The following is a 25,645-nucleotide window of genomic DNA, read 5'->3' as shown; positions in this document are numbered from 1 at the left end:
CGCCGTGAGAGACTGGCCGTATGACTGACAAGGCGAACCCGCAGGCCGCCGGAGCCGCGGCCGAGGGCAAGGTAATGGACGATCCCGCAAACGTTAAGGCGGACGGGCGCGGGGAGGCAACGGACGGCCCGCGCATCGACGGGCAGGGCGGCGGGCCTCAGGCGAGGCATGCCGGCGTCGCGGAGATGGTGGACCAGCCGGCCAAGGTCATGCGGATCGGCACCATGGTCAAGCAGCTTCTGGATGAAGTCAAGAGCGCCCCGCTCGATGAAGCCGCCCGTGCGCGCCTGGCCGAAATCCACGGCCGCTCGATCGCCGAGCTGGAGGACGGGCTGTCCCCGGATCTGGTGGAGGAACTGCACCGGCTGAACCTGCCTTTCACGGATGCGGGGGCCCCGTCGGACGCCGAACTGCGCATCGCCCAGGCCCAGCTGGTCGGCTGGCTGGAAGGATTGTTCCACGGCATCCAAACCGCCATGGCCGCCCAGGCCATGGCCAACCAGCAAGTGGCCGCCCGGCTGCAATTGCACCAGCTGCCGCCCGGGACCGTCATTGCCCCCGGCGTGGTGGTGGGCGAGAACGGCGAACCGCAACGGGCCCCCGTGAGCCGTGTGCAGGGCCACCCCGAAGGCTCGGGCCAGTCCGACGCCGGCGGCCCCGGCCAGTACCTCTAGCATCCCCAAAACCCGCCACCACTGGAACCGGCCAGCATGCTCAAGGGACTTTTTGGCGACAGCCGCCAAGGCAGGCGCGACGACGCCGAACTCGGCAAGGGTGTCTGGCGGCGCGCCCACGACAGGTTCCGCCGCGGCCTGGACCGCTTCCACCAGATGCTCGAGGGCGTGGAGGAGGAGGCCCGGAACGCGCCCTCCGCGGGCGACGACTATGCCGCCCTGGTCCCGGTGGCCAACGCCCTGGCGGAGCTGCTGCCCCTGGTCCGCGGCATTGCGGCCCGGGCCCATGCGGTGGCACCCAGCGAGGGGATGGAAATCCCCACCGGCACCGGCGGCTACCTCAACGACGTGCACCGCGAGCTCTCCAGGGCCGGCAATGCGCTGGCGGCGGCGGCGGAGGCCGTCGCCATGGTGAGGCTCGGCGCGGGGGAGGTCCCCGGCGTCGTACGCAGGGCGGGGATGGTCCAGGCGCACGTCAACCGGGCCGCGGAGCTGCTGGACAAAGGGCCGTCCGGCCCCGCTTAGCTGGACCCGGTCCATTTTGGTCACATAAATGTGACGGAATGGCGGTGGGCTGCGTCACAATCGAGGGCTTGTGAGGGTAGCCTCGCCTATCGTGCATTACGATCGATAACAGTTCGCTAATTCTCCTATGCCGAAAGGCCCCCATGAAAACTTGGATCAACAGGACTGCCCTGACGGCCCTGGCCGGAGTCACGGTGCTCGCCCTCGCTGCCTGCGGCGGCGGCACCGCCCCCGCCGCTTCCGACGGGGCCCCGGGCGGCGCAACGGACGCCATCACGGTCTACAACGCCCAGCACCAATCGCTCACCCAGGCCTGGGTTGACGCGTTCACCAAGGAGACGGGCATCAAGGTCACGCTGCGCAACGGCGACGATTCCGAGCTGAGCAACCAGATCATCGCCGAAGGTGCGAAGTCGCCCGCTGACGTCTTCCTGACGGAGAATTCCCCCGCAATGACGCAGGTGGAAAATGCCGGCCTGTTCACCGGCATCAGTGCCAAGATCCAGGACCAGGTCCCCGCGGCCTACCGCCCGTCCACCAACAAGTGGACGGGCATTGCGGCCCGCAGCACCGTCTTTGCCTACAACAAGACCAAGCTGACCGAAGCGCAGCTGCCCAAGTCGATCATGGACCTGGCGTCGCCCGAATGGAATGGCCGCTGGGCCGCCTCGCCGTCCGGCGCCGACTTCCAGGCCATCGTCTCCGCCATGCTGGAGCTCAAGGGCCAGGATGCCACGCTGGCGTGGCTGAAGGCCATGAAGGATAACGCCAAGGCCTACAAGGGCAACAGCACGGCCATGAAGGCGGTCAATGCCGGCGAGGTCGAGGGGGCCGTCATCTACCACTACTACTGGTTTGGCGACCAGGCCAAGACCGGCGAGAACTCGAACAACGTGGCCCTGCACTACTTCAAGAACCAGGACCCCGGGGCGTTCGTCTCCGTCTCCGGCGGTGGCGTGCTGGCTTCCAGCAAGCACCAGGCCAACGCCGAGAAGTTCCTCGAATTCATCACCGGCAAGGCCGGCCAGACCATCCTGCAGACCGGGACGTCCTTTGAATACCCGGTGGCCAGCCAGGTTGCCGCCAATTCCAAGCTGGTCCCGCTGAAGGACCTGGAAGCGCCGAAGGTCGATGCGGCCAAGCTGAACTCCCAGAAGGTCACCGACCTCATGACCGAGGCCGGTCTACTCTAGTACTGATGGCTTTTCGAGACAGCACGACGACGGCACGCGCGCCGCGCGTGGACAACTTGGGTAACGCTGCTGGGGGCCGGGGCACACGCTCCGGTCCCTGGCCTGTCGTCGTCCTTTCCATCCTGATCGCCGCCTTCTCCCTGCTGCCGCTGGGGTATGTGGCCTTCATGACGGGCAATGCGGGCTGGGACACCATTCAGAAGCTGGTCTTTCGCCCGCGCGTGGGTGACCTGCTGCTGAACACTCTGGGCCTGGTGGTGGTCACCGTGCCCCTGTGCGTGGTGATCGGGGTTGCCGGCGCGTGGCTGGTGGAGCGGACCCGGCTGCGGGGGCACAAGATCTGGTCCGTGCTGCTGGCCGCACCGCTGGCCATCCCGGCGTTCGTGAACAGCTACGCCTGGGTCAGTGCGGTGCCGTCACTCGGCGGGCTGTTTGGCGGCGTGCTGATCGCCACGCTTTCCTACTTCCCGCTGGTGTACATCCCCGTGGCCGCCGTGCTCAGCCGCATGGACCCCGCCCTGGAACAGTCCGGCTCCTCGCTGGGGCTGGGCCCGTGGAAGGTGTTCTTCCGGGTGGTGCTCCCACAGCTGCGGCTGGCCGCCGCCGGCGGCGCCCTGCTGGTCTCACTGCACCTGCTGGCCGAATACGGCGCCTTCGCCATGATCCAGTTCGACACCTTCACCACCGCCATTTACGACCAGTTCCGGTCCACCTTCGACGGGGCCGCCGCGAACATGCTGGCCAGCGTGCTGGTGCTTTTCTGCCTGCTGCTGCTGCTGGGAGAATCGAAGACCCGCGGCAACGCCCGCTATGCGCGGGTGGGCTCGGGCGTGCAGGCCAACCCGCCCCGGCTCGCCACGGGCTGGCTGGAAATCCCCGGGCAGCTCGGCTTGGCGGCGCTGACCGCGCTGGCGCTCGGGGTGCCCCTGTTCCACGTTGCCCGCTGGCTCATTCTGGGCGGCCCAGGGATCTGGACGGGCGGCGCCTTGGCCGGCGCGCTCCTGCAAACCCTCGGCTACGGCCTGGTCGGGGCCCTGGTCACCACGGTCGTGGCCTTCCCGCTGGCGTTCCTGGTGATTCGCCACCCCGGCCCCGTGACCAAGCTGCTCGAGGGCGCCAACTACATCTCCAGCTCCATGCCGGGCATCGTGGTGGCCCTGGCCCTGGTGACCATCACCATCCACAACGTGCCCGCGGTCTACCAGACCGCCGTCGTGCTGGTGGCGGCGTACGCGCTGCTGTTCATGCCCCGCGCGCTGGTGAACCTGCGCGCCGGGCTGGCGCAGGCGCCCAAGGAGCTGGACGAGGCCGCGCAGGCCCTCGGCAAGCCGCCGCTCGTGGCCTTCCTGCGCGTGACGCTGCGCCTGACCGCCCCTGCCGCGGCGGGAGGGGCCGCGCTGGTGTTCCTGGGCATCGTGAACGAGCTGACGGCCACCCTGCTGCTGGCGCCCAACGGCACCAACACGCTGGCCACGGAGTTCTGGTCGCTCAGCAGCGAGATCGACTACACCGGCGCGGCCCCGTATGCCTTGTTGATGATCCTGCTCTCGGCCCCCATGACCTACCTCCTTTTTGCCCAATCCAAGAAAGCAGCCGGACAGTGACAACTTCGCGCAGGCCGGCCCCGGCCGCGTCCCCCGTTCCCGCCTTTGCGGCCGACCCCCACCACGTCACGGACCACCTGCTGGTCGGCGGGGTGCGGAAGTCGTTTGGCGGCACGGAGGTGCTCAAGGGCGTGGACCTGACGGTCGCGCAGGGGCGCACCACGGCCATCGTGGGGGCCTCCGGTTCCGGCAAGACCACGCTGCTGCGGGTCATTGCCGGCTTTGAGGCGCCCGACGCCGGCAGCGTCTGCCTGGGCGGCGTGCAAGTCGCCGGGCCCTCCGGCTGGCTGCCGGCGCACAGGCGAAGCGTAGGCTACGTGGCCCAGGACGGCGCGCTGTTCCCGCACCTGACCGTGGGGCAAAACATTGAATTCGGGCTGCCTGTGCGCGGCAGGACGGCCGCACCCCGCGTGGCCGAGCTGCTGGAGATGGTCTCCATGGACCCCGCCTACGCCCGGCGGAAGCCGTCGCAGCTGTCCGGCGGGCAGCAGCAGCGCGTCGCCCTGGCCCGCGCCCTGGCCCGCCAGCCCCAGCTGATGCTCCTTGATGAACCGTTCAGCGCCCTCGACGCCGGGCTGCGCGTGGCCACGCGCCGGGCCGTGTCCAAGACCCTGTCCGACGCCGGGGTCACCACCATCCTTGTCACCCACGACCAGGCCGAGGCGCTGAGCTTCGCCGACCAGGTGGCCGTCATGCGTGACGGCCGGCTGGCCCAGATTGGGAGCCCGTTCGTGGTGTACACGCGCCCGACGGACCGGGCCACTGCGGAATTCCTGGGCGACGCCGTCATCCTTGAGGCCTGGATGGAGGGCTCGCTCGCGCTGTGCTCCCTTGGCGGGATCCCGGTGCGCCGCCCGCCCGTCCAGGGCCGCGTCCACCTCATGCTGCGCCCGGAGCAGATCCGCATCGCCGAAGGCGGAAACATCCGCGGCCGCGTGGTGGACACCGACTACTTTGGGCCCGAGACCACCGTCCGCATCCAGCTGGCCCCCATCGTCGTGGACCCCGCGGGCCCGGTGGACCCGCACCAGCCCGTGGGCGGGGAAGTGATCAGCATCCGGCACTGGAACGCCATGCTGGCCCGGCCCGGCACGGAGCTGTCGCTGAAGGTGGTGGGGGAGGGCGTCGTCTTCCCCTGGGACGGCTGACCGGCGCAGTCCCGGTGGTCGGACCTGTCAAGCCCCGGCGGCGGGACACCGGCGGTGGGCGAAGTACCGCGCCTACCGCCGCCGGTGCCGGATCTCCGTGTAGGCGGTGAGGGCCAGCAGCAGGGCCACGGCAACGGCCAGCAGCGCGGCGGCGGAAACCACTGCGCCCAACGGGATGAGCAGCACGGCCACAGCCACTGCCGGAAGGGCCCACGGCAGCACGGCACGCAGCGGCTGGCCGTAGCGCAGCGTCACGAGGGCGTTGGTGCCGTAGAAAAGTGCCAGTCCGCCGCCGACGGCCGTCCGGGCTCCCAGAGGCAGCGGCTCATAGGGCGCCGGAATGGAGGTGGCAATGGCCGCGGCCATGGCGGTCACGCCAACCACCGGCAGGAACGGCATGAACATGGTGGTCTGCAGGATGCCGCTGTAGTCGGCGCGGGACTGCAGCCGCTCCAGGCCGGCGCTGACGGTACCGGTGCCGTACTGGAAGAAGGCCCAGCCGAGCAGCGCAACCACCAGGAATCCCAGCCCGGCCGCCAGACCGCCGCCGCGGCTCCAGTCCGACGCCAGCTCGCTCACGACCGTATAGATGGACTCGCCCAGGACAATGACCACAAAGAGGCCCAGCCGCTCGGAAGCGTGCTCAACATTGATTCCGCCGATGCCCCGGTCCGGCCACAGGCGCGCGCCCAGCAGCACCATGGCAATCTCGACGGCGATCGCCCCGGCCCACAGAAAGACGGCCGCATAAAGCGGCAGCAGCGTCGCGATCAGCCAGAGCGCGGCCGTCCCCCCGTTGTACAGCCAGATGCGCAGGGGCGAGCCGGACGGCGCCTGGCGGTGGTGGTACAGCCACAGGACCAGCAGCACCACGCGCAAGGCGGCATTGGCCAGCGAGAACGCCCAGGCCCTGCCGCCAAAAGCGTCGGGCGCGGCCGCGGCCATCAGTCCGGCGGCGGCCATCGCTGCGAGCATCGCCACGCCCAGGCTGCGTGAGGAGAGCCCCGGAAGCAGGTTGACCACGGAGACGATGTTCACCCACGCCCACCACGCAGGGAAAAACAGCAGGACAAAGGCGCCAAATTCGGCCCAGCCGGGATTGCCGTGGATGCCGTGGGCCAGCTGGCCCACAAAGGCCACGAAGACCAGGTCGAAGAACAGTTCCATCCAATGGACCCGGGCGGGGTCGCGTCCGGGTTCGTGCGACCGTGCCCGGGGCGGCGGCGTTTTCTCGGTCATTGGCCCATGATAGGTCCGCCCCGGCCCGTGCCCATGTTCACCCTGCGCGAAACAAGACCGTTGCCGGGGGTAACGGCATTGCCCCAAGAGGTTGAGGGGAGTACCGTTTCCACTCTGCGCAACATTCTTCGTTTCGCCCACGCCGTCGTGATGCCGGTGTCAGCGGCATCCTCCATTGACTCTTGAGGACGCATGTCTAGCGAACAACCATCATCTCCCGTGCCCGGGACCAGTCCCGCCGGCAACGCCGTCATGAGCCACCGTCAAATACTTTTCGTGATCTTTGGGCTCATGGCCGGCATGTTCCTTTCCGCCCTGGACCAGACGGTGGTCGGCACGGCCATCCGCACCATCGGTGACGACCTCCACGGCCTGAGCCTCCAGGCCTGGGTGACCACCGCCTACCTGATCGTGTCCACGATCAGCACACCCATTTATGGAAAGCTGTCGGACATCTTCGGGCGTCGTCCGCTGTTCATCTTTGCGATCGTCGTCTTCATTCTCGGCTCGGTCATGGCAAGCTTCTCCACGTCCATGATTGAGCTCGCCACGTTCCGCGCCGTGCAGGGGCTCGGCGCCGGCGGCCTGATGTCGATGCCGCTCGCGATCATGGGCGACATGCTCGCACCGCGCGAACGGGCCAAGTACCAGGGTTATTTCCTGGCTGTCTTCGGCGTCTCAAGCGTCATTGGTCCGCTGATAGGCGGCTTGTTTGCGGGCACCAACGAGATTCTGTTCATCGCAGGCTGGCGCTGGGTATTCCTCGTCAATGTGCCGATCGGGCTCGCGGCCCTGGCCATGGTGCTGCGCTTCCTGCACCTGCCCAAGGTGGACCGCCATTCGGTGCGCATCGACTGGTGGGGCGCGGCGGCCGTCATTGTTGCCCTTGTGCCGTTGCTGCTGGTGGCGGAGGAAGGCCAGACCTGGGGTTGGACCAGCGCGGCTTCCATTGCCTGCTACGTGATTGGCGTCATTGGCGTCATCGCGTTTATTGCCATTGAAGTCCGGATGAAGGACGATGCCCTGATTCCCATCAAGCTCTTCCACTCGCCGACGTTCTCGATGGCGACCGTCATCGGCGTGCTGGTGGGCTTTGGCATGTTCGGTGCCATGATGACCATCCCGCTGTACCTGCAAATTGTGCTGGGCTCCAATCCCACGGAGAGCGGCTTCCAGATGCTGCCCATGATCCTGGGCCTGATGATCGCCTCAATCGGGAGCGGCCAGTTGATCGCCCGCACGGGCAGGTACCGCATGTTCCCCATCCTCGGCACGGGGCTGATGACCGCTGGATTCCTGTACCTGACCTTCCTGAAGTACGATTCGAATTTCTGGTTCGTCGCCGGCGGCATGCTGCTGATCGGGCTCGGACTGGGCCAGCTCATGCAGACACTGACCATCGCCAGCCAAAACTCGGTGGGCCTGCGGGACATGGGCGTGGCCACCAGCGCGTCGACGTTCTTCCGGCAGATCGGTGGAACGTTGGGCACGGCAGTCATGCTCTCATTGCTCTTCACGATCATGCCCCTGAACATCCAAAGCTCGCTTTCGGACGGGCCCACGTTGAGGAGCGCCCTGGACGCCGCCATGACGCCGTCCGTGGCAACGGCCCCGGAAAACAAGGCGATCATGGGGTTGATTTACACCAACATCGTGACTCCCGTGGAAAGGGGTGCCCAGCAGGCGGCCCATGCGGCCGGCGTGAAGGCTCTCGTCGCCAAGGGTGTGACGCAGTCGGCGGCCGAGACCACGGTGCCCGCACAGCCGCTTGACTTCTCCAAGCCGGACGTCCGGACCCGGGTGGTCAACCAGGCTGCGCCCACCATCGCGGACAAGCTCAAGTCGGCCACGGGATCCTCATCGGCGGGCAGCAGTGCGCTCAATGACACCTCGTTCCTGAAGGGCGCCAATCCGGCCCTGAGCAAGCCGTTCCTGACAGGTTTCACCACTTCAACCATCGTCATTTACTGGGTGGCACTCATGGTGGTGTTGCTGGCGTTCGTGTTGGCCCTGTTCTTCAAGACACCGCCGCTGCGCATGAAGTCGGCACTCCAGGAGGCGGCCGACGACAAGGCTACGCTTGCCGCGGCGGAGGAGGAAGCGGACCTGAAGCTCCAGCACTGCGCCGACGAAATGGGTGCGCTCGTGGAACCGGGCCGCCACGCGCACGCCGGCAGCGACCGTTCCGGCGACAGCGGGGACTCCCGCTAGACGCACCGGCGCCGGAGGATGACGGAACGGACTTTTGAGGCCGATAAAAGCGGCCTCAAAAGTCCGTTCCGTCATCCTAAGTGGTGGAGACCTGGCGGCTGTGGGGATTCGTGGTCTTCGCGGGGTTGTTTGTCCTGCTGGCCCTGCGACCGCATGCCTATCGCGCGGTTTGGGAGCCGGCCATTTTCAACAAGCTGGCACTGACGGCAACGGCAGCCTTCCATCCGGCGCATCGGTGGATACGCCCCGGGGCCGCCGTGGAGTGGTCTCCGCCTTCTTTGGGTACCATCTTTTGGGTACCATCGGGCCATGATGACGACCGGTGGCAAGCTGACCGCACTTTTTGACCGTTTCGCGGCCCGCCCCGATACCGGACCGATGTCCTTTGCCCTGTCGTCACCGGGGCGTGGATGGGAGTGGTCGTATGAGAGCGAGGTTGAACCGAAACCGTATTTTGCGGCGTCGATCACCAAGCTCTACACGGCTGCCGTGATCATGCAATTACGGCACCAAGGCGCGGTGAGCCTTGCGGATCCATTCGGGACACACCTCGAGGCCGATTTGATCGATGGACTCAACACCTTTCGCGGCACGGACCACAGCCACCGGATCACGGTCCGCGACTTGCTGGCGCACAGTTCGGGAGTTGCCGGCTACTTTGACCAGAAGCGGGCCGGTGGCGGCACTGTGGTTGGCGAGGTGCTCGGGCAGGACCGGGCTTGGACCCTGGAGGAGGCGATCCGGATTGCAAAGCAGGACATGTCGCCTCACTTTGCCCCCGGCACGCCCGGAAAAGCCTTCTATTCGGACACCAACTATCACCTGCTGGGACGGATCATCGAAAATGTGACGGGGAACAGTTGGGAGCGGGCTGTCACCGAACGCATCATCCTGCCGCTGGGCTTGACGGCAACCTGGCCGTTCAGCAGGGAGGTCGTGGGCCGCTACGACGAGGTCGCGGCAATTCTCAACGGACCCGCCCCCGTGCGCATCCCCCTGGCGATGGCCTCGGTCCGTGCACACGGCGGGCTGGTCTCCACCGCCTCTGACGGAATAATCTTCCTTCGGGCTGTTTTGGGCGGCATTTTGTTCCCTTCCACCTACCTGCACGAGATGCAGGAAGACTGGAGGCGCATCTTCTTCCCACTGCGGTACGGGCTTGGCATCATGCGCTACGGGATGCCCCGGCTGTTGTCGGGACCCGGTCCGCGTGAGTTTCTCGGACACTCCGGGTCGTCCGGCGCCGTGTTGTTTTATGCGCCGTCGCACGACCTCTACGTCTCTGGAACGGTGAACCAGCTGGCGAATCGTTCCCTCGTGTATCGACTCATGAGCCGCGCGGCAGCGCTGGCGGCATAGCTCGCAGCTCGAGTCCTTGGACCGATGAGCTGGCATTTGCCGCGGATGTCACCCGGCTGATGAGTCGTTGCACGTGGTTTAGCCGGGTTCTGGTCCCCAATGCCAGAGCAGGCGCCGCGCATCCAGATCACCTTTGCGGTGTTCTGGGGATGATGGGGGACAATCGCAGGGGGCGGCAGGCGCCGGGCAGCAAAAAACCCCTAAAATCCGCGGATTTCAGGGGTTGTGGAGCCTCCAAACAGAATCGAACTGTTGACCTTTTCATTACGAGTGAAACGCTCTACCAACTGAGCTATGGAGGCCTGTGGCCGCGGGGCACCCCTTGCGGGATCATTCCTCGAACACAAGAAACAACTCTAATATGCCCGGCCCCCATGTACAAAATCGACCCGGCGGGCCTCAGCAGGTGGTGCCTGGCGCGGGCACCTTGCCATCCACAAAGTAGTTGTCGACGGTGGAGGTCAGGCAGGCGTTCGCCCTCCCGTAGGCGGTGTGCCCGTCCCCCTTCCAGGTCACCAGAACGCCGGAATCCAGCTGCCTGGCCAGCGCCTGGGCCCACGGGTACGGGGTGGCGGGGTCGCCCGTGGTGCCAATGACCAGAATGGGGCCGGCGCCCGGCGCGGCAATGGTTTGCGCCTTGCCGGTGGCCGGCTGTGGCCAGTACTTGCATGTCAGCCCGGAGTAGGCCAGCAGGTCCCCAAACGTGGGGGAGGCCTTCTTCAGCGCTGCCGCATCGGTACGCATGTGCGCGGTGTCCGAGTTCATCGGGTAGTCCAGGCAGTTGATGGCGGTGAAGGCCGCTGCCGTGTTGGAGTTGTACTTCCCGTCCGCGGAGCGGTCCGCGGAATAGTCGGCCAGCTCCAGCATGCCTGAGGCGTCACCGGCAAAGGCCTGCTTCAAGGCCCCCGCCAGAGGTTCCCACAAGTCGGTGGAGTACATGGCATAGGCCAGTGCATTTGTGAACTCGGTCCCCGTCACCACGCGCCCGCTGGAGGTCTGCTGTGGTGTTTTCGTGTAGACGGCATTCAGGTTCCGGATTTGCTGCACCGCCTCATCAACCGTTCCCGACACGGGGCAGTCCTTGGTGCCCAGGCAGTTCCGCGCCCAGGCATGCAGGGCGTTTTCAAAGCCGACGGCCTGGCCCATGGACACCTGGTCAATGTCCAGGTTCGGGTCCAGCGCCCCGTCCAGCGAGAACTTTCCCACCCGCGCCGGGAACAGGCCCGCATAGGTGGCGCCGAGCTTGGTGCCGTAGGAAAAGCCCATGTAATTTAGTTTTGGATCGCCCACCACGGCCCGCAGGATGTCCATGTCCCGGGCCGAGCTGACGGTGTCCACGTGCGCCAGGATGGCACCGGAGTTCTTCACGCACAGCTGCGTTTGTGCCTTGGAAGCCTGTTCCGCCTGCGCAAGTCCGGCGTCGGTGGCCATGTCGTAGGACTCCTGCCGGGCGGCGTCCATCTGGGCGTCATCCAGGCATTTCACCGGATCCGAGCGCTTGACCCCGCGCGGGTCGAAGCCGACAATGTCGTACGCGGCCCGCAGCTTCGGGGAGAAGTATTGCTTCCCGCTGTTGATGACCAGGTCCACTCCGGACCCACCCGGTCCGCCGGGGTTGGTCACCAGGGCTCCCAGCCGCTTTCCGGTGGCGGGCAGCCGCGTCACGGCGAGCTTGATCGATGCCCCGCGCGGCTTGGCGTAGTCCAGCGGCACCTCCACCGTGGCGCACTGGAAGCCCCCGCTGCAGGACGTCCACGTCACCGCCTGCGCGTAATACGCGGCAAGGTCCGCCGGCACGTCGCCAATGACCGATGCCTGGGCGCTGGAAATGACCGTCGCGCTCGGGACCGGGCCGGCCGGGGCGCAGGAGCTAAGCAGCAGCGCGCCCACAGCCGCCATGGCAGCGGTGAGGGACAGGCGGAGGCGGTGCCGCCGTCGTACGGGTGCGTGGGGCATGGAGGAGTCCTTCACGTAGCTAGAGCAGGCTGACGGCCATGGCTTCAAGGGCCAAGAGCGGGGAGACGTTGGTGGTGGTCAGGCGCCGGCGCACGGCGTTGATGGAGTCCATCCGGGCCAGGGTGGACTCCGGGCGGGCCCGCCCCGCGAACTCGGCCACGTGGTCGCGGAGGGATTCATTGACCAGTTCCACCGCGCCGCCGGGAGGCACGACGCCGGACCCTCCCCGCGCCGCCAGCTGAAGGACCAGCACATCCCGGTAGAAGGAGAGCAGGTCCGTCAGCGCGCGGTCCAGCTGGTCCGTGACCGAGCGCTTGGAGCGGCGCTTCTGGTCCTCCTCGAGGGCGCGGACCGCAGCGCGCATGGGCGGCGGGAGCGCTCCCGTCTCCGGGGCGCCGAGCGAGGCGAGCAGCCTGGCCTTGTCCTCAATGTCGCGTTCCTCGTTGGACGATGAGGCCTCCGCCTGGGCCAGCTCCAGCAGGTTGCCGGCGGCGCGCACGGCAGCCGAGACGTCGCGCAGGGAAAAGGGCAGGCGGACGATGGCGTCGCGCCGTTCCCGGGCTCCGGCGTCGGAGGCGAGCCGGCGGGCAATGCCGATGTGGCTCTGGGCTGCCCGGGCCGCGTGCAGGGCCAGGGCGGGGTCGATCCCGTCCCGGCGCACCAGCAACGCCGCCACGTCCTCGACGGGGGGCAGGCGCAGGGTGAGCGTGCGGCAGCGGGAGCGGATGGTGACCAGGACGTCCGCCGGGCTGGGCGCGCAGAGGATCCAGATGGTCCGCGGCGGCGGCTCCTCGATGGCCTTGAGCAGGACGTTGGTGGTGCGCTCGGCCATGCGGTCCGCGTCGCCGACGATCATGACGCGCCAGCGGGACGAGGACGGGCTGTCGTGGGCCTTGCGGACCAGCTCCCGGGCCTCCTCAATGGAGATGGTGGTCTTCTCGGTGGCGATGAAGGTCACATCAGCGTTGGTGCCGGCAAGGGTGGTGTGGCAGGCCTTGCACACCCCGCACCCGCGCTCGGCCAGTTCCCCGCGGTCGCAGACCAGGGCCGCGGCAAAGGCCAGGGCGGCGTTGGAGCGGCCGGAGCCGGGCGGGCCCGTCAGCAGCCAGGCGTGGGTGGGGCGGCTGGACTGGGCGGCGCGGCGCAGCTGCTCCACCACGGGCCCCTGGCCCTGCAGGTCGACCCAGACGCTCATGCGGCGCCGGCTTCCCTGGCCGCCAGCAGCTCGCGGACGCGGGCGTGGACCGCGGCGGCCAGCTCCCCCGCGGGCCGGCCGGCGGGCAGCACCAGGTAGCGTTCCGGGCGGGCCGCGGCCAGATCCAGGAAGGCCTGGCGGATTTCCGCATGGAAGTGGTCGGGTTCGGATTCCAGCCGGTCTTCGGCCGATTCCCCGGCCGTGCGGCGGCTGCGCCCGTCCTCGGGTGAGACGTCCAGCAGCACGGTCAGCTCCGGCCACAGGCCGCCGGTGGCCCACTCGTTGAGCCGCTGGATCTCGGCGGTGCCCAGCCCGCGGCCGGCGCCCTGGTAGGCAATGGAGGAATCTATGTAGCGGTCGGTGATGACCACCTCGCCGCGGGCCACGGCCGGGGCAATGACCTGCGCGGCGTGGGCGGCGCGGGAGGCGGCAAAGATCAGTGCCTCGCAGCGGGCGTCGATCTCGCCCTGCCCGTGGTCCAGGACCAGGGACCGCAGTTTTTCGCCCACGGGGGTGCCGCCCGGTTCACGGGTCCGCAAGACCGTGCGTCCGGCGTCGGAGAGGGCCTTGGCCAGCAGGGCGGCCTGGGTCGATTTTCCGGCCCCGTCGCCGCCCTCCAGGGCAATGAACAGGCCGGGCTGGGCGGCACGTGGGAAAGTCACCCCCCCAGCCTACCGGCCAAGGCTGCAAGGACCCCGGCCCGATCCACAGGGCGCGGCCCGGCCCGATCCACAGGGCGCGGCCCGGCCCGGCAGTATCCACAGGGCGCCGCACGCCCGGACCTCCGTGTCATGAAGTTTCTTCAGCGGTGACGCGGGGCACTAATCTGGAGGACATGAGCCATGAACCTTCCTCCCACCCCGACCAGCTCAGCCCGGACACCGTGGTGGTGGCCGCGGGCCGGCCCGCCCGCGAGCACGATGCCGCGGTCAACCCGCCCATCGTGCTGTCCTCCACCTATGTGGGCACCGGCGAGGTCGTGGATGGGGACAGGGCCTACGGCCGCTACTCGAATCCCACCTGGGACCCGCTGGAGGCCGCGCTTTCGGAGCTCGAAGGTGCCGCGCTGCCGGGCCTGGTGTTCAGCTCGGGCCTGGCCGCGGTGTCCGCGGCGCTGTCGCTGGTGCCGGTGGGCGGCGTGCTGGTCATGCCGCGGCATTCCTACCAGGGGGCCCTGGTCATGGCCCAGGAGCAGTCCGGGAAGGGCCTGTTCGCCCTGCGCACCGTGGACATCGCCAACAACGACGACGTCATCGCCGCCTTGACGGGCGCCGGCGAAAAAGCGGCGGACATGCTGTGGCTGGAAAGCCCCACCAACCCGATGCTGGAAGTCGCCGACCTCCGCGTCCTGTGCCGTTCCGCGAAGGCCGTGGGCGCCATCGTGGTCACGGACAACACCTTCAGCACGCCCCTGGTCCAAAAGCCGCTGGAACTGGGCAGCGACATTGTGCTGCACTCCGTTACGAAGTACCTGGCCGGGCACTCCGACGTCGTCTTGGGCGCGCTCATCACCTCCGATGAGACGCTGCGCCACACCCTGCTCCACCACCGTTCCATCCACGGCGGCATCGCCGGCCCGTTCGAGGCATGGCTGGCGCTGCGCGGCCTGCGCACCCTGGCGCTGCGCGTGGAGCGTTCCCAGGCCAGCGCCGTCGAGCTGGCCCGCCGGCTGGACGTGCACGACGGCGTCGAGAAGGTCCTGTTTCCCGGGCTCGACTCGGATCCCGGCCATGAGCGGGCCAAGGCCCAGATGCAGGGCTTCGGTTCCATCCTCTGCATTGAGGTGGCGGGCGGCGAAACTGCCGCCGACGCGTTGGTTGGGGCCCTGCGGCTCTGGACGCCGGCCACGTCGCTGGGTGGCGTGGAGTCCCTCATTGAACGCCGCCGCCGCCACGCCAACGAGCCCGCCTCGGTCCCGGTGAACCTGCTGCGTCTGAGCGTGGGCATCGAAAACGTCGAGGACCTCTGGAACGATCTGGCCCAGGCCCTGGACGCGGCCGCACGGTAGGGTCCCGCCTCAACCCTCCCGCCTCAACCCTTCCGGCGAGCCGTCCCGGCGAGCCCTCCGTGTTGTGGAGCGCCAGCAGCAGCTAGGCTTGTGGTGTGAGCTTCTTCCTCTATGCTGCGACCTTTTTCATCCTGGCGGTGCTGGGTGCCGTGGCGTTTGGCATCCAAATTTGGGCCCTGAGCGACTGCCTGCGCACGCCTGCCGCGGATTTCCAGCGGGTCTACAAGCGCTCCAAGCAGTTTTGGGGCGCGCTGACGGGGATCTCAGCGTTTTTTGGTTTCCTCTACCTGCTGCCTGCCGCCACGTCCCTCATCGCGCCGGACATGGGCATGCTCATGATCATCAACCTGGCCGGCGCAACCGTGGCCGGCGTCTACCTGGCGGACGTCCGCCCCGCCCTCGCGGAGGTCCGCGGCCGCGGCCGCGGCCACCAAAACCGCGGCTCGTCCTGGTAGCAGCCGCGTTCAGCCAGGGTCGACGGCGGCCCACGCCACCGTCAGCTCGCCCAGGCGCCACCGCGAGGGGTCGCGCGTAACGGGCCAGCCGTCGTCGTACATCCGTTGGCACATGAGCAGCCAGCGCTGCCGGTTGCCGAAGGGGGCAAGCTGCGCCCCTGCGAGCCAGTGCCGGTCCAGGGCCTGGAGGAAGTCGTGGACCCTTTCGCCGGGCACATTGTGGTGGATCAGGGCCTTGGGCAGGCGTTCGGCGGCGTCCGACGGCAGGCCGAAAGCGCCGAACCGCATGGAAATGGTCAGGGTTTGCGGGCCCGAGGCGTCCAGCGCCACCCAGGTGCTGCGGCGGCCGATCTCGTCGCAGGTGCCGTCGACGAATATGCCGTTGGGTGTCAGCCGCGAACAGACCGTGCCCCAAATGAGCCGGACGTCGGCCTCTTCATACTGGCGCAGGACGTTGAAGGCGCGGACCATGGTGGCGTGTCCGGGGACCGGGATTTCGAAGCCGCCGACCCTGAATTCCAGGCCGTCGTGCTCCAGCGGCTTGGCCGTGAGGACGCGCTCGGGCTCGATCTCTATGCCCGTCACGCGGACATCCGGGCAGGCGGCGCGGATCCGGTGGTGGAGTTCCACTGCCGTGGTGGGGGAGCTGCCGTAGCCCAGGTCCACGACGAGGGGGCGTGCGCCGGCGGTGCTGTCCCGGCGCAGCCGCCAGGCCTCCGGGCCGGCCAGCCACCGGTCGACCCGGCGGAGGCGGTTTGGGTTGGTGGTGCCGCGGGTGGGATTGCCGAAGGGTTTGCGGCGGGCCCGGCCGGCACCGCGCGGAACAATGTCGCGCTGTGCGGGGCCGGTGGAAGCTGTTTCGACCCTTTGGGCGCGTTGAACCACTGGACAAGAGTAATTGGCCGCCCGTGCGCGGCTGAAAAAACGTGGCGCGGCTCACGGGCGGCGCGCTGCCCCCGGTTCGGCGTAGCATTTCGTACCGCAACGGGTCCGCCAGGACCCTGCCGGTAGGATGAAATCATGACCTATACCCTGATTTTGCTCCGCCACGGCCACAGTGAGTGGAACGCCAAGAACCTGTTCACCGGCTGGGTGGACGTTGACCTCAACGACCAGGGCCGGCAGGAAGCCGTGCGCGGCGGCGAGCTGCTGGTGGAGCACAACCTGCTCCCGGACGTGCTGTACACCTCGCGCCTGAAGCGTGCCATCAACACGGCCAACCTGGCGCTGGAGGCGGCGGACCGGGGCTGGATCGACGTCAAGCGCAGCTGGCGCCTGAACGAACGCCACTACGGCGCGCTCCAGGGCAAGGACAAGGCCCAGACGCTCGCCGAATATGGCGAAGAGCAGTTCATGCAGTGGCGCCGCAGCTACGACACCCCGCCGCCGCCGCTCCCCGATGACAGCGAATTTTCGCAGGCGCACGATCCCCGCTATGCCGGTCTGGGCGACGCCCTGCCGCGCACCGAGTGCCTCAAGGACGTTCTGGTCCGCCTGCTTCCCTACTGGGAATCGGACATCAAGGAAGATCTCAAGGCCGGCAGGACGGTCCTGGTCACGGCCCACGGCAACTCGCTGCGCGCCCTGGTCAAGCACCTGGACGGCATCTCCGACGAGGCCATCGCGTCCCTGAACATCCCCACCGGCATCCCGCTCGTCTACGAACTGGATGAGAACTTCGCCCCCATCACCCCGGGCGGCAGCTACCTGGACGCGGACGCCGCAGCGGCCGCCATCCTGGCCGTGGCCAACCAGGGCAAGAAATAGCCCTTCCCCGGCGAAGTTCGAGATAATCCCCACGCCCTCCCGCCACTCCCAGGCCCGCGGCGGGTCCCTCGGGCGCGAACCCCACAAATAATGCGCCCGTTCCCCAAAAATGCGCCCGCTCTACGGGGCGCATTAACGGGGAACGGGCGCATTATTGCGCCGGGTCCGTCCGGTCCGCCGGAAAACTAGCCGGCCAGGAATTCCTCAGGCTGCCACTCGCCGGTCACCAGGTAGGAGACCTTGCGGGCCACGGAGACGCCGTGGTCGCCAAAGCGTTCAAAGTAGCGGCTGGCCAGGGTGACGTCCACGGTGGTGGCGGGTGTTTCCGCCCAGTCCGGGGCACCCATGGCGGAGAAGACCGTCTTGTGCAGCTTGTTGATCTCGGTCTTGGCCGCGGCGATCTCGCTGGCCAGTTCCAGGTCGCGGGAGTCCAGCAGCTCGGAGACCTTCCGGGCAATGATGATGTCCTGGCGGGCCATTTCCGCGAACGTCTCCACCAGCGGCGCGGGGATCACGTTGTTCGGGTAGCGCAGGCGTGTCAGCTGGGAAATGTGCCGGGCCAGGTCCCCCATGCGCTCGAGGGAGGCGCTCATGCGCAGCGAGCCCACAATCATGCGCAGGTCGCTGGCCACCGGGCCCTGCAGGGCGAGCACGTCAATGGCACGCTCGTCGAGGTCGTTCTGCAGGAAGTCAATGCGCGCGTCGGCGGCGATGACTTCCTGGGCGGCCTGCAAGTCGGCAGCGGCAAAGGCTGTGGTGGACTTTTCGATGGCGTCAATCACCAGTGACGAAATCTCAATCAAGCCCTCTCCGATTTGGTGAAGTTCGGCCTGAAAAACTTTGCGCACGCGTGTTTCCTTTCATGGACAGCCCAACACAGAGGTGGGCTCGATCATGACCTACCCTGCCATCCGAGTATGAACGCGGCGGCACTACCAAGTGAACGTTAGCTGAACGGCCGGCCACATGGGCACACTTGGGGGTAAACGGGGCAGAAAGTGCGCATAGTCTTGGGGTGTGAATCCTTTGCTGATTGGAGTTGCGGCGGGTCTGGTGGGCCTGGCCATGGGCGTGTTCGGCATGCTCGCCTTCAGCGCCAGCGAGCGGTCCCGCCGCCGCACGGTGGACGTCCGCGAGCCGTCGCTGCCGGAGGGCTCCGCCGAGATCCTCTCGGTGGTGGGCAAGGCATTCATCGTCCTTGACGTGGTGGACGGCGTGGTCCGCGCCAGCCCCGGCGCCTACGCCTTCGGCCTGGTCCGGGGCCACACCGTGGTCCACAAGGAACTGCTGGACCTGGCGCACCGGGTGCGCCGCGACGGCGTCATTGAGGAACGCGACCTGCTCCTGCCGCGCGTCGTCCTGCCCGGCCAGGGCGCCTCCCCAAGTTCGACGCCGGACGCCGGCCCGGGCGCCCAGCCCGCCCCGGGCACCGCCGGTGCGCCCCCCTCGTCCGGCCATGCGCCCGGCCAGGGCACCCTGGTCATCCAGGTCCGCGTGGCCCCGCTCGGCGAGGAGTACATCCTGCTGCTGGCCGACGACCGCACGGAAATCGCCCGCACCGAGGCCGTGCGCAACGACTTCGTCGCAAACGTCTCGCACGAGCTGAAAACGCCGGTCGGGGCCATCTCGCTGCTCGCGGAGGCGCTGGAGTCGTCCCCCGACGACGAGGCCACCGTGCGCCGCTTCGCCTCCCGCATGATCACCGAGTCCGCCCGGCTGGCGGCGCTGGTCCAGGACATCATCGAACTCTCGCGGCTGCAAAGCAAGGACGTCGCGCAGGCAGGCACCGACGTGGACATGAATGCGGTCATCGCCGAGGCCGTGGACCGGACCCGCCTGCCGGCCCAAAGCAAGAACATTGCCATTGCGGTGGGACCGCCCATCCCCGCCCGGGTCCACGGCGACGCGCCCCAGCTGGTGACAGCGCTGCGGAACCTGATCGACAACGCCGTGCGCTATTCCCCGGAGAACACCCAGGTGGGCATCGGGCTCTCGGTGCGGGACGGCGTCGTCAGCGTCAGTGTCTCCGACCAGGGCGACGGCATGTCCCCGGAGGACCAGGAGCGCGTCTTCGAGCGGTTTTACCGGGTGGATGCGGCACGGTCCCGCCACACCGGCGGCACGGGCCTGGGGCTGAGCATCGTCAAGCACATTGTGGGCAACCACGGCGGCGAGGTCACGCTCTGGTCGTCCCCCAAGACAGGCTCAACGTTCACCCTGCGCCTGCCCGAACTTTCCCCGTCCAACAGCGACGCCGGCCGGAGCCTTCCGGCCGAGCGGCAGCAACGCTGACCCACACCGCAGCCGCGCCGCGGCGCAGCGCAGTCACAAGGAGCAAGCACGCGTGAGCCGGATCTTGATTGTCGAAGACGAAGAATCCATCAGCGACCCCCTGTCCTTCCTGCTGGGGCGGGAGGGATACGAGGTGGAGGTGGCCGACGACGGGCTGGACGCCCTGGTGGCCTTTGAGCGCAGCGGCGCCGACCTGGTGCTGCTGGACCTGCAGCTGCCGGGCATGAGCGGCACCGAGGTGTGCAAGCAGCTGCGCCAGCGCTCCACCGTCCCCATCATCATGCTGACGGCCAAGGACTCGGAGATCGACAAGGTGGTGGGCCTCGAGCTGGGTGCCGACGACTATGTCACGAAGCCGTATTCCTCCCGCGAGCTGATTGCACGGATCCGGGCGGTGCTGCGCCGGCAGGGCGAACCGGAGGAGCTGGTCAGCTCCACCGTGCATGCCGGGCCCGTGCGGATGGACGTGGAGCGGCACGTGGTCACCGTCCACGGCGAGGGCGTGTCCTTCCCGCTGAAGGAATTTGAGCTGCTGGAAATGCTGCTCCGCAACGCCGGGCGGGTGCTGACCCGCGGGCAGCTGATCGACCGGGTCTGGGGCGCCGACTACGTCGGTGACACCAAGACCCTGGACGTGCACGTCAAGCGGATCCGCAGCAAGATCGAACCCGATCCGGCCGCGCCGCGGTTCCTGGTGACGGTCCGCGGGCTGGGCTACAAGTTCGAGCCCTAGGCCCCGGCGGGACCAGGCGGGCCCCTTGCGTCATCTGAGCCAAATTGTTTGGTTTTGATTGTATTTGCCGTCGACAGCTTCTAGTGTGATACGGATAACATTTGTCGCGGGACTGGGGACCGCCGAGACAAGGGAATCCACCTTTATGACTGTCCGATCATCGCAGGGGCCGCGGCGCGGGGGTGCGACGAAGGCTGCCGCCATCCTCGTCACCGCCGCCATGGGGCTCATGGCCATTTCCAGCCCGGCAGTGGCCGACGGCCCCGCGCCGCGACCGCCCTCCGCCTCGCCGGGCTCCGCCGGGCCCAGTGTCATCTTCCCGGGCAACGACGGCAAGCCCCACACCGTCACCACCGACGCCCGGTCGATGATGGTGGACGGCAGGCGGCTCAACGTGTTTTCCGGCGAGTTCCACTACTGGCGCCTCCCCAGCCCCGGGGACTGGCGGGACGTGTTCCAGAAGATGCGCGCCAGCGGCTTCAACGCCGTGTCCCTGTATTTCTTCTGGGGCCTGCATTCCACGGAGCCGGGAAGGTTCGACTTCACGGGCATCAAGGACATCGACCTGCTGCTGACCATGGCCGAGCAGGAGGGGCTGTACGTGATCGCCCGGCCGGGCCCGTACGTCAACGCCGAAATCTCCATGGGCGGGCTGCCGGCGTACCTGACCAAGAGCGGGGCGGGCTCGCTGCGCAGCACGGACCCCGCGGTGCTGAAGGAGTCGCTGGACTGGATCGGCGCCTTTGACCGGATCGCCCGGAAGCACCAGGTGGCCGACGGCGGCGGCTCCATCGTCACCTACCAGGCCGAGAACGAGCTGCTCAACGAGGGCGGCGACCGCCCGGCGTTCATGAAGGCGCTCGTGACAAAGATCAAGGGCGACGGCATCACTGTCCCCGTCTTCCACAACGACTACGGAGCGAACGGCGCCTACGTGCCCGGCAGCGGCAGCGCCGGCGGCAACGTGGGCCTGGACTACTACGCCTTTGACAACTACCCGCTCGGCTTCAACTGCTCGGCCGGCCGCGGCCAGGTCCCGGACATGGAACCACGCGTGCGGGCCCTGACCGCCACCAGCCCCCTGTTCATCGCCGAGGGGCAGGGCGGCGCGTTCACCCCGTGGGGCGCCAGCTTCAACACCGACAAGTGCGCCGACTTCGTCGACCCCGCCTTCACCCGCCAATACGGGGTGAACAACCTGGCCAACGGCGTCACCATGTTCAACTACTACATGGAATACGGCGGCACCAATTGGGGCTGGACGGGATCGCCGTCGTCGGGCTTCACGTCCTACGACTACGGCGCGGCCGTCAACGAGGACCGCCGGCTGACCCCCAAGGCCACGGTGCAAAAGGAGCTGGGCTACTTTCAAAAGGACTTCGCCCCGATCTCCGCCATGGTGCCCCAGGCCCCCGTGCCGGTCGCGGTGGACGGCGGCGCCGGCACCGTCAAGTCCTACCAGCGCATCGCCACGGAGGACCAGGCCGCCGCGTCCGTCTCCGGCAACGGCGCGCGCTTTCTGGGCTTCCGCCAGAGCGACAGCAACAGCACGGCCGAGCTGAAATACTCCTTTCCCCTGTCACTGTCCCCGCGCAAGGACGTGGCCGCGGCCAGCTACACCACGGACGACACCGACACGGCGGCCAAAACGCGTCCTACCAGTACGTGGCCTTCCAAAAGGACGGCCTCGACCCGTCCGTGGAGCACACCATCAAGATTGTGGTGACGGGCCAGAAGGACGCCGCCAGCGCCGGCACGTTCGTCAGCATCGACGCCTTTGACATCATCGAGGCCCCGGACGGCACCGCCCCGCCGGTTGGGAACGCCATCACCTTCCCGCGGGTCCCGCAGAAGGCCGGCACCTTCATGAGCCTGCACGGCCGCGACGCCAGCATGGTCATTGCCGACTACGCCTTCGACGGCCAGCGCCTGATGTACACGACCTCGGAACTGTTCGCCAGGATGCCCGTGGCCAACGGCACCCTCCTGGCGCTCAACGGCGCCAGGAACGACGCCGGCGAGACCGTCCTGCAGTACGCCTCCGAACCCGAGGTCACCACCTTGGGCGGCACACCCGTGGAGACCACCTGGGACCCGGACGCCAAGACCCTGCGCCTGAACTACGTCCACGGCAACAACACGGCCGTCCGGATCTCCGGCGGCGGCGCACCAGATTTGACCATCCTCACCACCGACCGGACACGGACGGGGCTGCAGTGGAGCGTCGACGGGGCCGTCACGGGCGGCACCGGCAACAAGACCGTCCTGGTCACCGGCGTCGACCTGCTCCGCACGGCGCAGTTCGACGGCAGCACCGTCAAGCTGGCGGGAGACACCACCACGGCCCGCACCGCGAACATCTACGTCCCGGCCGCCATCACCCAGGCCACCTGGAACGGCGTGCCCGTGGCCACGACCCGGGGGGCCAACGGCCAGCTCGTGGCGCGGCTGGCCGGGCCGGCGGCCTCCGCCCTCCCGGTCCTGGACCACTGGAAGGCCGCAGGCGAAAACCCGGAGTCCGCCACAGCCTTCGACGATTCCGCGTGGACCGCGGCCACGGCCACCACGGCGGAAAACCCGCGCCAGGGCCCCGGCCCCAACCAGGGCAAGGTCCTGGACACGGCCTACTACGGCTTCTATGAAGGCGACACCTGGTACAGGGCCCACTTCAAGGCGTCCTCCAGCGCCACCAGCATCCAGCTCAGGGGCCAGGGCGGCGCCGCCGCCAACATGCTGGTCTGGGTCAACGGCCGCTACGTCGGCGCCGCGGCAGCCAACGGCACCGTGATGACGTTCGCCGTCCCGGCGGGCGTCATCACGGCCGGTGCGGACACGGTGGTGTCCACCGTGGTCCGCAACAACGGCCAAAACCTCGACTGGTCCGACGACGGCCTGTCCCGCCAAAACCGCGGCCTGTTCGACGCCATCCTGCCCAGTGCAGGGCCTGTCACCTGGAAGCTGCAGGGCGCCAAGGACAAGGCCGCGCCCGTGGATACGGCCCGGACCATGTACAACACCGGCGGCCTGTACGGCGAACGGGCCGGCTGGTACCTCCCGGGCTACCCGGACGCGGCCTGGGCCGACGCGGGCTCCTTCAAGCCCGCCAAGGCCGTGGTCACCTGGTACCGCAGCAGCTTTGAGCTTCAGGTGCCCGCCGGCACCGACACCGCCATTGCCCTGAAGGTCAACGACGCCAAGTTCAACGCCGGCCGCCAGTCCTACGCCCGGGCCGTGATCTACGTCAACGGCTGGAACATCGGCACCTGGGTGGGCAATGTGGGGCCGCAGGACGTTTTCACCATCCCCAGCTCGTTTCTGGACAAGGCGGGATCCAACACGCTGGCCGTGGCGCTGACGTCCGAGCGCGACGGCGAGGGCCCGGACTCCTTCACCCTGGTGGACCGCGGCACCAGCCTCGGCGGGGTGCCCACCGCCTTGATCGAGGCACCCAACTACGAGCCGGCCAAGGTCAGCACGCAGGCTGTGGAAACCACCCCGTCCAAGGGGCCGGGACTGTCCATCACCGCGAGCGGGGCGGTGACCCTGGACAAGCTGGGGGACGGCGCGGCCACCACCGCACTGCTGGACTTTGGCGACGGCAGCGAGCCGGTGCCGGTGCCGGTCTCGGACGGCACGTTCAGCGCCGTCCACAGCTACGCGAAGAAGGGCAACTACCAGGTCGTCGCGACGGTGAGGGATGCCGTGTCGCAGGCTGTGCTGGGGACCGCGTCGGTGGCCGTGGCCGGCGGCAGCTGCAACATCCACCACGTGTGCACCTCCACGGCGGCGCGCCGGCCGTAGGGGTCTCCCAATGGCAAAGGCCGGCGGCCCCGCACGGGGCCGCCGGCCTTTGCCGCGGACAGCGTTCCCGCGGACAGCTTTGCCGCGGACAGCGTGCCCGCGGACAGCGCTCCGGGAAGGGCGCCTTGGAGGACCGCTTACGGGGTGGCGGCCGCGGTCGGCACCAGGTTCTTGTATTCGGCCAGCGTGCCGTCCAGCACCGGAACGGTCAGGGACTTGGCGGCCGTGTCCGAGCCGGACTGGCGCAGTTGCAGGACCTCGGTGGCGCCGGCGGGGGCCGTGACCGTGCTGAGAATGGCGGTGTCCGTGTCGCCATTGAGCACCAGCGGCACGCCGGGCTTGACGGTGACCTCCGTCTGGGACCCCTGGTCGCCGCTGATGGTCAGGGTGATGTCGGACTGGGAGTTGTTGTAGAACGTGCCCAGCACGCGGCCCGGGGCGTCATTGCCGTTGGAGATGACCAGCACGTTGCGCAGTTCCAGGCTGCCCATGGTCGCTTCGACGCCGTCGGAGACGGCGACGATCTTGGTGGTGCTTTGCTCGTTGATGGCGCTGCAGCCGGTAAATGCCATGGCACCGATGCCAATGGCGGCAATCAGGCCCAAGCGCTGTGCTCGTTTGGCTCCGGGGACGCCGGCGGCGATTCTCACGTCAGTAACTCCTCATGGAAAAAGACAAATATCTGGCACCAGCTTATCCGCAAACGTCGCGAAACCCCGCCTTTGCGGCGGCTTCGCGGACAAGGAGTGTATTGTGTGCCCCCGCCCCTGCACCCCGGAGGCATTTAGTCAAGGCCTCCAAAAATCTCCACTTGTTGGAGCAATTGCGCCTTGGGCGTAGCTCCAAGCGGCCCTGACCTGCGGAAACTCAAGGGAGAAGGCGGCCGGACGTGGTAAAGTAGGACTATTGGAAAGGGAGAATCCACATGCTTTTTGAGGTCGGCGAGACAGTAGTTTACCCACATCACGGTGCGGCAAAGATCGAAGAGATCAAGATGCGCACGGTTCGGGGTGAAGAGAAGATGTATCTCAAGCTCAAGGTTGCCCAAGGAGATCTAACCATCGAGGTGCCGGCAGAAAACGTTGACCTGGTCGGGGTCCGCGACGTTGTCGGCAAGGAAGGCCTGGAGCACGTTTTTGACGTACTCCGCGCCGAATTTACGGAGGAGCCCACCAACTGGTCCCGCCGGTACAAGGCCAACCTGGAAAAGCTGGCCTCGGGCGACGTCATCAAGGTTGCCGAGGTTGTCCGCGACCTGTGGCGGCGCGACCACGACCGCGGCCTGTCCGCCGGCGAGAAGCGGATGCTGGCCAAGGCCCGGCAGATCTTGATTTCCGAGCTTGCCCTGGCCGAAAAGACGGACGAGGACAAGGCTGCCGAAGTCCTTGACGAGGTCCTGGCCTCATAGCAGCACCTAGAAGGGTTCCGGCCGCACCCGCGGCGGGATGGACCCCAGGAAGAACCCCGGCACTGCGGTGCCGGGGT

22 protein-coding genes and 1 tRNA gene are annotated in these 25,645 nt (G+C 67.9%); 15 read left to right on the top strand and 8 right to left on the bottom strand.

What is annotated here, in order from left to right; all coding sequences use genetic code 11:
* Positions 1 to 20 precede the first annotated feature (20 nt).
* The 5 genes from G6034_RS11890 (at position 21) to G6034_RS11870 (ending at position 5,144) form a co-directional block, all read left to right on the top strand.
* Complete coding sequence (locus tag G6034_RS11890) at positions 21 to 674, top strand: bacterial proteasome activator family protein (RefSeq protein ID WP_176635334.1); 654 nt, start codon at positions 21 to 23, stop codon at positions 672 to 674.
* Between the two features lie 36 nt (positions 675 to 710).
* The gene (locus G6034_RS11885; protein WP_176635333.1) at positions 711 to 1,199 is read left to right on the top strand and encodes a hypothetical protein; all 489 of its coding nucleotides are present in this window, start codon (positions 711 to 713) and stop codon (positions 1,197 to 1,199) included.
* Between the two features lie 143 nt (positions 1,200 to 1,342).
* The gene (locus G6034_RS11880) at positions 1,343 to 2,392 is read left to right on the top strand and encodes an iron ABC transporter substrate-binding protein (RefSeq protein ID WP_176635332.1); all 1,050 of its coding nucleotides are present in this window, start codon (positions 1,343 to 1,345) and stop codon (positions 2,390 to 2,392) included.
* 5 nt (positions 2,393 to 2,397) lie between these two features.
* The gene (locus G6034_RS11875) at positions 2,398 to 3,996 is read left to right on the top strand and encodes an ABC transporter permease (RefSeq protein WP_176635331.1); all 1,599 of its coding nucleotides are present in this window, start codon (positions 2,398 to 2,400) and stop codon (positions 3,994 to 3,996) included.
* On the top strand, positions 3,993 to 5,144 hold the full coding sequence (locus G6034_RS11870) for an ABC transporter ATP-binding protein (RefSeq protein ID WP_176635330.1): 1,152 nt from the start codon (positions 3,993 to 3,995) through the stop codon (positions 5,142 to 5,144). Before G6034_RS11875 ends, G6034_RS11870 begins: the two co-directional genes overlap by 4 nt.
* 72 nt (positions 5,145 to 5,216) lie before the next feature.
* Here G6034_RS11870 and G6034_RS11865 read toward each other — a convergent pair whose 3' ends face one another.
* Positions 5,217 to 6,383, bottom strand: coding sequence for a low temperature requirement protein A (locus G6034_RS11865; protein ID WP_176635329.1), 1,167 nt, complete (start codon positions 6,381 to 6,383; stop codon positions 5,217 to 5,219).
* 192 nt (positions 6,384 to 6,575) lie between these two features.
* Here G6034_RS11865 and G6034_RS11860 point away from each other — a divergent pair, with 192 nt between their 5' ends.
* Positions 6,576 to 8,594 (top strand): MDR family MFS transporter, encoded by a 2,019-nt coding sequence (locus G6034_RS11860; RefSeq protein WP_246295737.1) that lies wholly within the window; start codon positions 6,576 to 6,578, stop codon positions 8,592 to 8,594.
* A gap of 309 nt (positions 8,595 to 8,903) precedes the next feature.
* Complete coding sequence (locus G6034_RS11855) at positions 8,904 to 9,953, top strand: serine hydrolase domain-containing protein (protein ID WP_176635328.1); 1,050 nt, start codon at positions 8,904 to 8,906, stop codon at positions 9,951 to 9,953.
* Positions 9,954 to 10,179: 226 nt separating this feature from the next.
* Here the strand turns inward: G6034_RS11855 and G6034_RS11850 are convergent.
* From G6034_RS11850 to tmk, 4 genes are all read right to left on the bottom strand, one after another.
* Positions 10,180 to 10,255: transfer RNA gene (locus G6034_RS11850), tRNA-Thr, on the bottom strand.
* A gap of 97 nt (positions 10,256 to 10,352) precedes the next feature.
* Positions 10,353 to 11,909 carry an alpha/beta hydrolase gene (locus tag G6034_RS11845; RefSeq protein ID WP_176635327.1) on the bottom strand — a complete coding sequence of 519 codons (1,557 nt, stop codon included), beginning with the start codon at positions 11,907 to 11,909 and terminating at the stop codon, positions 10,353 to 10,355.
* Positions 11,910 to 11,928: 19 nt separating this feature from the next.
* On the bottom strand, positions 11,929 to 13,104 hold the full coding sequence (locus tag G6034_RS11840; RefSeq protein ID WP_176635326.1) for a DNA polymerase III subunit delta': 1,176 nt from the start codon (positions 13,102 to 13,104) through the stop codon (positions 11,929 to 11,931).
* Positions 13,101 to 13,766, bottom strand: a complete 666-nt coding sequence (gene tmk / locus G6034_RS11835) for a dTMP kinase (RefSeq protein WP_176635325.1) — start codon at positions 13,764 to 13,766, stop codon at positions 13,101 to 13,103. The genes G6034_RS11840 and tmk overlap by 4 nt, the downstream gene beginning before the upstream one ends.
* 173 nt (positions 13,767 to 13,939) lie before the next feature.
* Here tmk and G6034_RS11830 point away from each other — a divergent pair, with 173 nt between their 5' ends.
* Positions 13,940 to 15,112 (top strand): trans-sulfuration enzyme family protein, encoded by a 1,173-nt coding sequence (locus G6034_RS11830; protein ID WP_176635324.1) that lies wholly within the window; start codon positions 13,940 to 13,942, stop codon positions 15,110 to 15,112.
* A 95-nt stretch (positions 15,113 to 15,207) separates the two neighbouring features.
* Positions 15,208 to 15,567, top strand: coding sequence for a DUF2516 family protein (locus G6034_RS11825; RefSeq protein ID WP_176635323.1), 360 nt, complete (start codon positions 15,208 to 15,210; stop codon positions 15,565 to 15,567).
* 9 nt (positions 15,568 to 15,576) lie between these two features.
* Here the strand turns inward: G6034_RS11825 and G6034_RS11820 are convergent, their stop codons facing one another.
* The gene (locus tag G6034_RS11820) at positions 15,577 to 16,452 is read right to left on the bottom strand and encodes a class I SAM-dependent methyltransferase (protein ID WP_425485518.1); all 876 of its coding nucleotides are present in this window, start codon (positions 16,450 to 16,452) and stop codon (positions 15,577 to 15,579) included.
* A gap of 135 nt (positions 16,453 to 16,587) precedes the next feature.
* Here G6034_RS11820 and G6034_RS11815 point away from each other — a divergent pair, with 135 nt between their 5' ends.
* Entirely contained in the window at positions 16,588 to 17,334 is a 747-nt protein-coding gene (locus G6034_RS11815) for a phosphoglyceromutase (RefSeq protein WP_176635322.1), read from the top strand.
* 185 nt (positions 17,335 to 17,519) lie between these two features.
* Here the strand turns inward: G6034_RS11815 and phoU are convergent, their stop codons facing one another.
* Positions 17,520 to 18,182: a phosphate signaling complex protein PhoU gene (gene phoU / locus G6034_RS11810; RefSeq protein WP_176635321.1), complete on the bottom strand. Its 663-nt coding sequence runs from the start codon at positions 18,180 to 18,182 to the stop codon at positions 17,520 to 17,522.
* A gap of 169 nt (positions 18,183 to 18,351) precedes the next feature.
* Between phoU and G6034_RS11805 the strand changes: the two genes are divergently transcribed.
* The 4 genes from G6034_RS11805 (at position 18,352) to G6034_RS20315 (ending at position 24,160) form a co-directional block, all read left to right on the top strand.
* Positions 18,352 to 19,626, top strand: coding sequence for a sensor histidine kinase (locus G6034_RS11805; RefSeq protein ID WP_425485517.1), 1,275 nt, complete (start codon positions 18,352 to 18,354; stop codon positions 19,624 to 19,626).
* A 52-nt stretch (positions 19,627 to 19,678) separates the two neighbouring features.
* Complete coding sequence (locus tag G6034_RS11800) at positions 19,679 to 20,359, top strand: response regulator (protein WP_176635320.1); 681 nt, start codon at positions 19,679 to 19,681, stop codon at positions 20,357 to 20,359.
* A 145-nt stretch (positions 20,360 to 20,504) separates the two neighbouring features.
* A complete protein-coding gene (locus G6034_RS11795; RefSeq protein ID WP_176635319.1) occupies positions 20,505 to 22,085 on the top strand; it encodes a beta-galactosidase in 1,581 nt (526 codons plus the stop codon).
* Positions 22,025 to 24,160 carry a beta galactosidase jelly roll domain-containing protein gene (locus G6034_RS20315; RefSeq protein WP_176635318.1) on the top strand — a complete coding sequence of 712 codons (2,136 nt, stop codon included), beginning with the start codon at positions 22,025 to 22,027 and terminating at the stop codon, positions 24,158 to 24,160. Before G6034_RS11795 ends, G6034_RS20315 begins: the two co-directional genes overlap by 61 nt.
* Before the next feature lie 137 nt (positions 24,161 to 24,297).
* Here the strand turns inward: G6034_RS20315 and G6034_RS11785 are convergent, their stop codons facing one another.
* Positions 24,298 to 24,810 (bottom strand): hypothetical protein, encoded by a 513-nt coding sequence (locus G6034_RS11785; RefSeq protein ID WP_176635317.1) that lies wholly within the window; start codon positions 24,808 to 24,810, stop codon positions 24,298 to 24,300.
* A 275-nt stretch (positions 24,811 to 25,085) separates the two neighbouring features.
* Between G6034_RS11785 and G6034_RS11780 the strand changes: the two genes are divergently transcribed.
* Positions 25,086 to 25,568 carry a CarD family transcriptional regulator gene (locus G6034_RS11780; protein ID WP_176616856.1) on the top strand — a complete coding sequence of 161 codons (483 nt, stop codon included), beginning with the start codon at positions 25,086 to 25,088 and terminating at the stop codon, positions 25,566 to 25,568.
* Positions 25,569 to 25,645: the final 77 nt, after the last annotated feature.

Origin of the sequence: Arthrobacter wenxiniae (genome assembly GCF_013376105.1) — a bacterium.
Taxonomy (GTDB): domain Bacteria; phylum Actinomycetota; class Actinomycetes; order Actinomycetales; family Micrococcaceae; genus Specibacter; species Specibacter wenxiniae.
The sequence above is the reverse complement of the archived record's forward strand: the minus strand, read 5'-3'. Positions and strand labels throughout refer to the sequence as shown.

Bases quoted from the DNA above. Each gene is read 5' to 3' on its own strand.
- G6034_RS11780 (WP_176616856.1), top strand. From the start codon at position 25,086: ATGCTTTTTGAGGTCGGCGAGACAGTAGTTTACCCACATCACGGTGCG.
- G6034_RS11815 (WP_176635322.1), top strand. From the start codon at position 16,588: ATGACCTATACCCTGATTTTGCTCCGCCACGGCCACAGTGAGTGGAAC.
- G6034_RS11845 (WP_176635327.1), bottom strand. From the start codon at position 11,909: ATGCCCCACGCACCCGTACGACGGCGGCACCGCCTCCGCCTGTCCCTC.
- G6034_RS11795 (WP_176635319.1), top strand. From the start codon at position 20,505: ATGACTGTCCGATCATCGCAGGGGCCGCGGCGCGGGGGTGCGACGAAG.
- G6034_RS11855 (WP_176635328.1), top strand. From the start codon at position 8,904: ATGATGACGACCGGTGGCAAGCTGACCGCACTTTTTGACCGTTTCGCG.
- G6034_RS11890 (WP_176635334.1), top strand. From the start codon at position 21: ATGACTGACAAGGCGAACCCGCAGGCCGCCGGAGCCGCGGCCGAGGGC.
- G6034_RS11880 (WP_176635332.1), top strand. From the start codon at position 1,343: ATGAAAACTTGGATCAACAGGACTGCCCTGACGGCCCTGGCCGGAGTC.
- G6034_RS11840 (WP_176635326.1), bottom strand. From the start codon at position 13,104: ATGAGCGTCTGGGTCGACCTGCAGGGCCAGGGGCCCGTGGTGGAGCAG.
- G6034_RS11875 (WP_176635331.1), top strand. From the start codon at position 2,398: ATGGCTTTTCGAGACAGCACGACGACGGCACGCGCGCCGCGCGTGGAC.
- G6034_RS11885 (WP_176635333.1), top strand. From the start codon at position 711: ATGCTCAAGGGACTTTTTGGCGACAGCCGCCAAGGCAGGCGCGACGAC.
- G6034_RS11865 (WP_176635329.1), bottom strand. From the start codon at position 6,383: ATGACCGAGAAAACGCCGCCGCCCCGGGCACGGTCGCACGAACCCGGA.
- G6034_RS11860 (WP_246295737.1), top strand. From the start codon at position 6,576: ATGTCTAGCGAACAACCATCATCTCCCGTGCCCGGGACCAGTCCCGCC.
- G6034_RS11830 (WP_176635324.1), top strand. From the start codon at position 13,940: ATGAGCCATGAACCTTCCTCCCACCCCGACCAGCTCAGCCCGGACACC.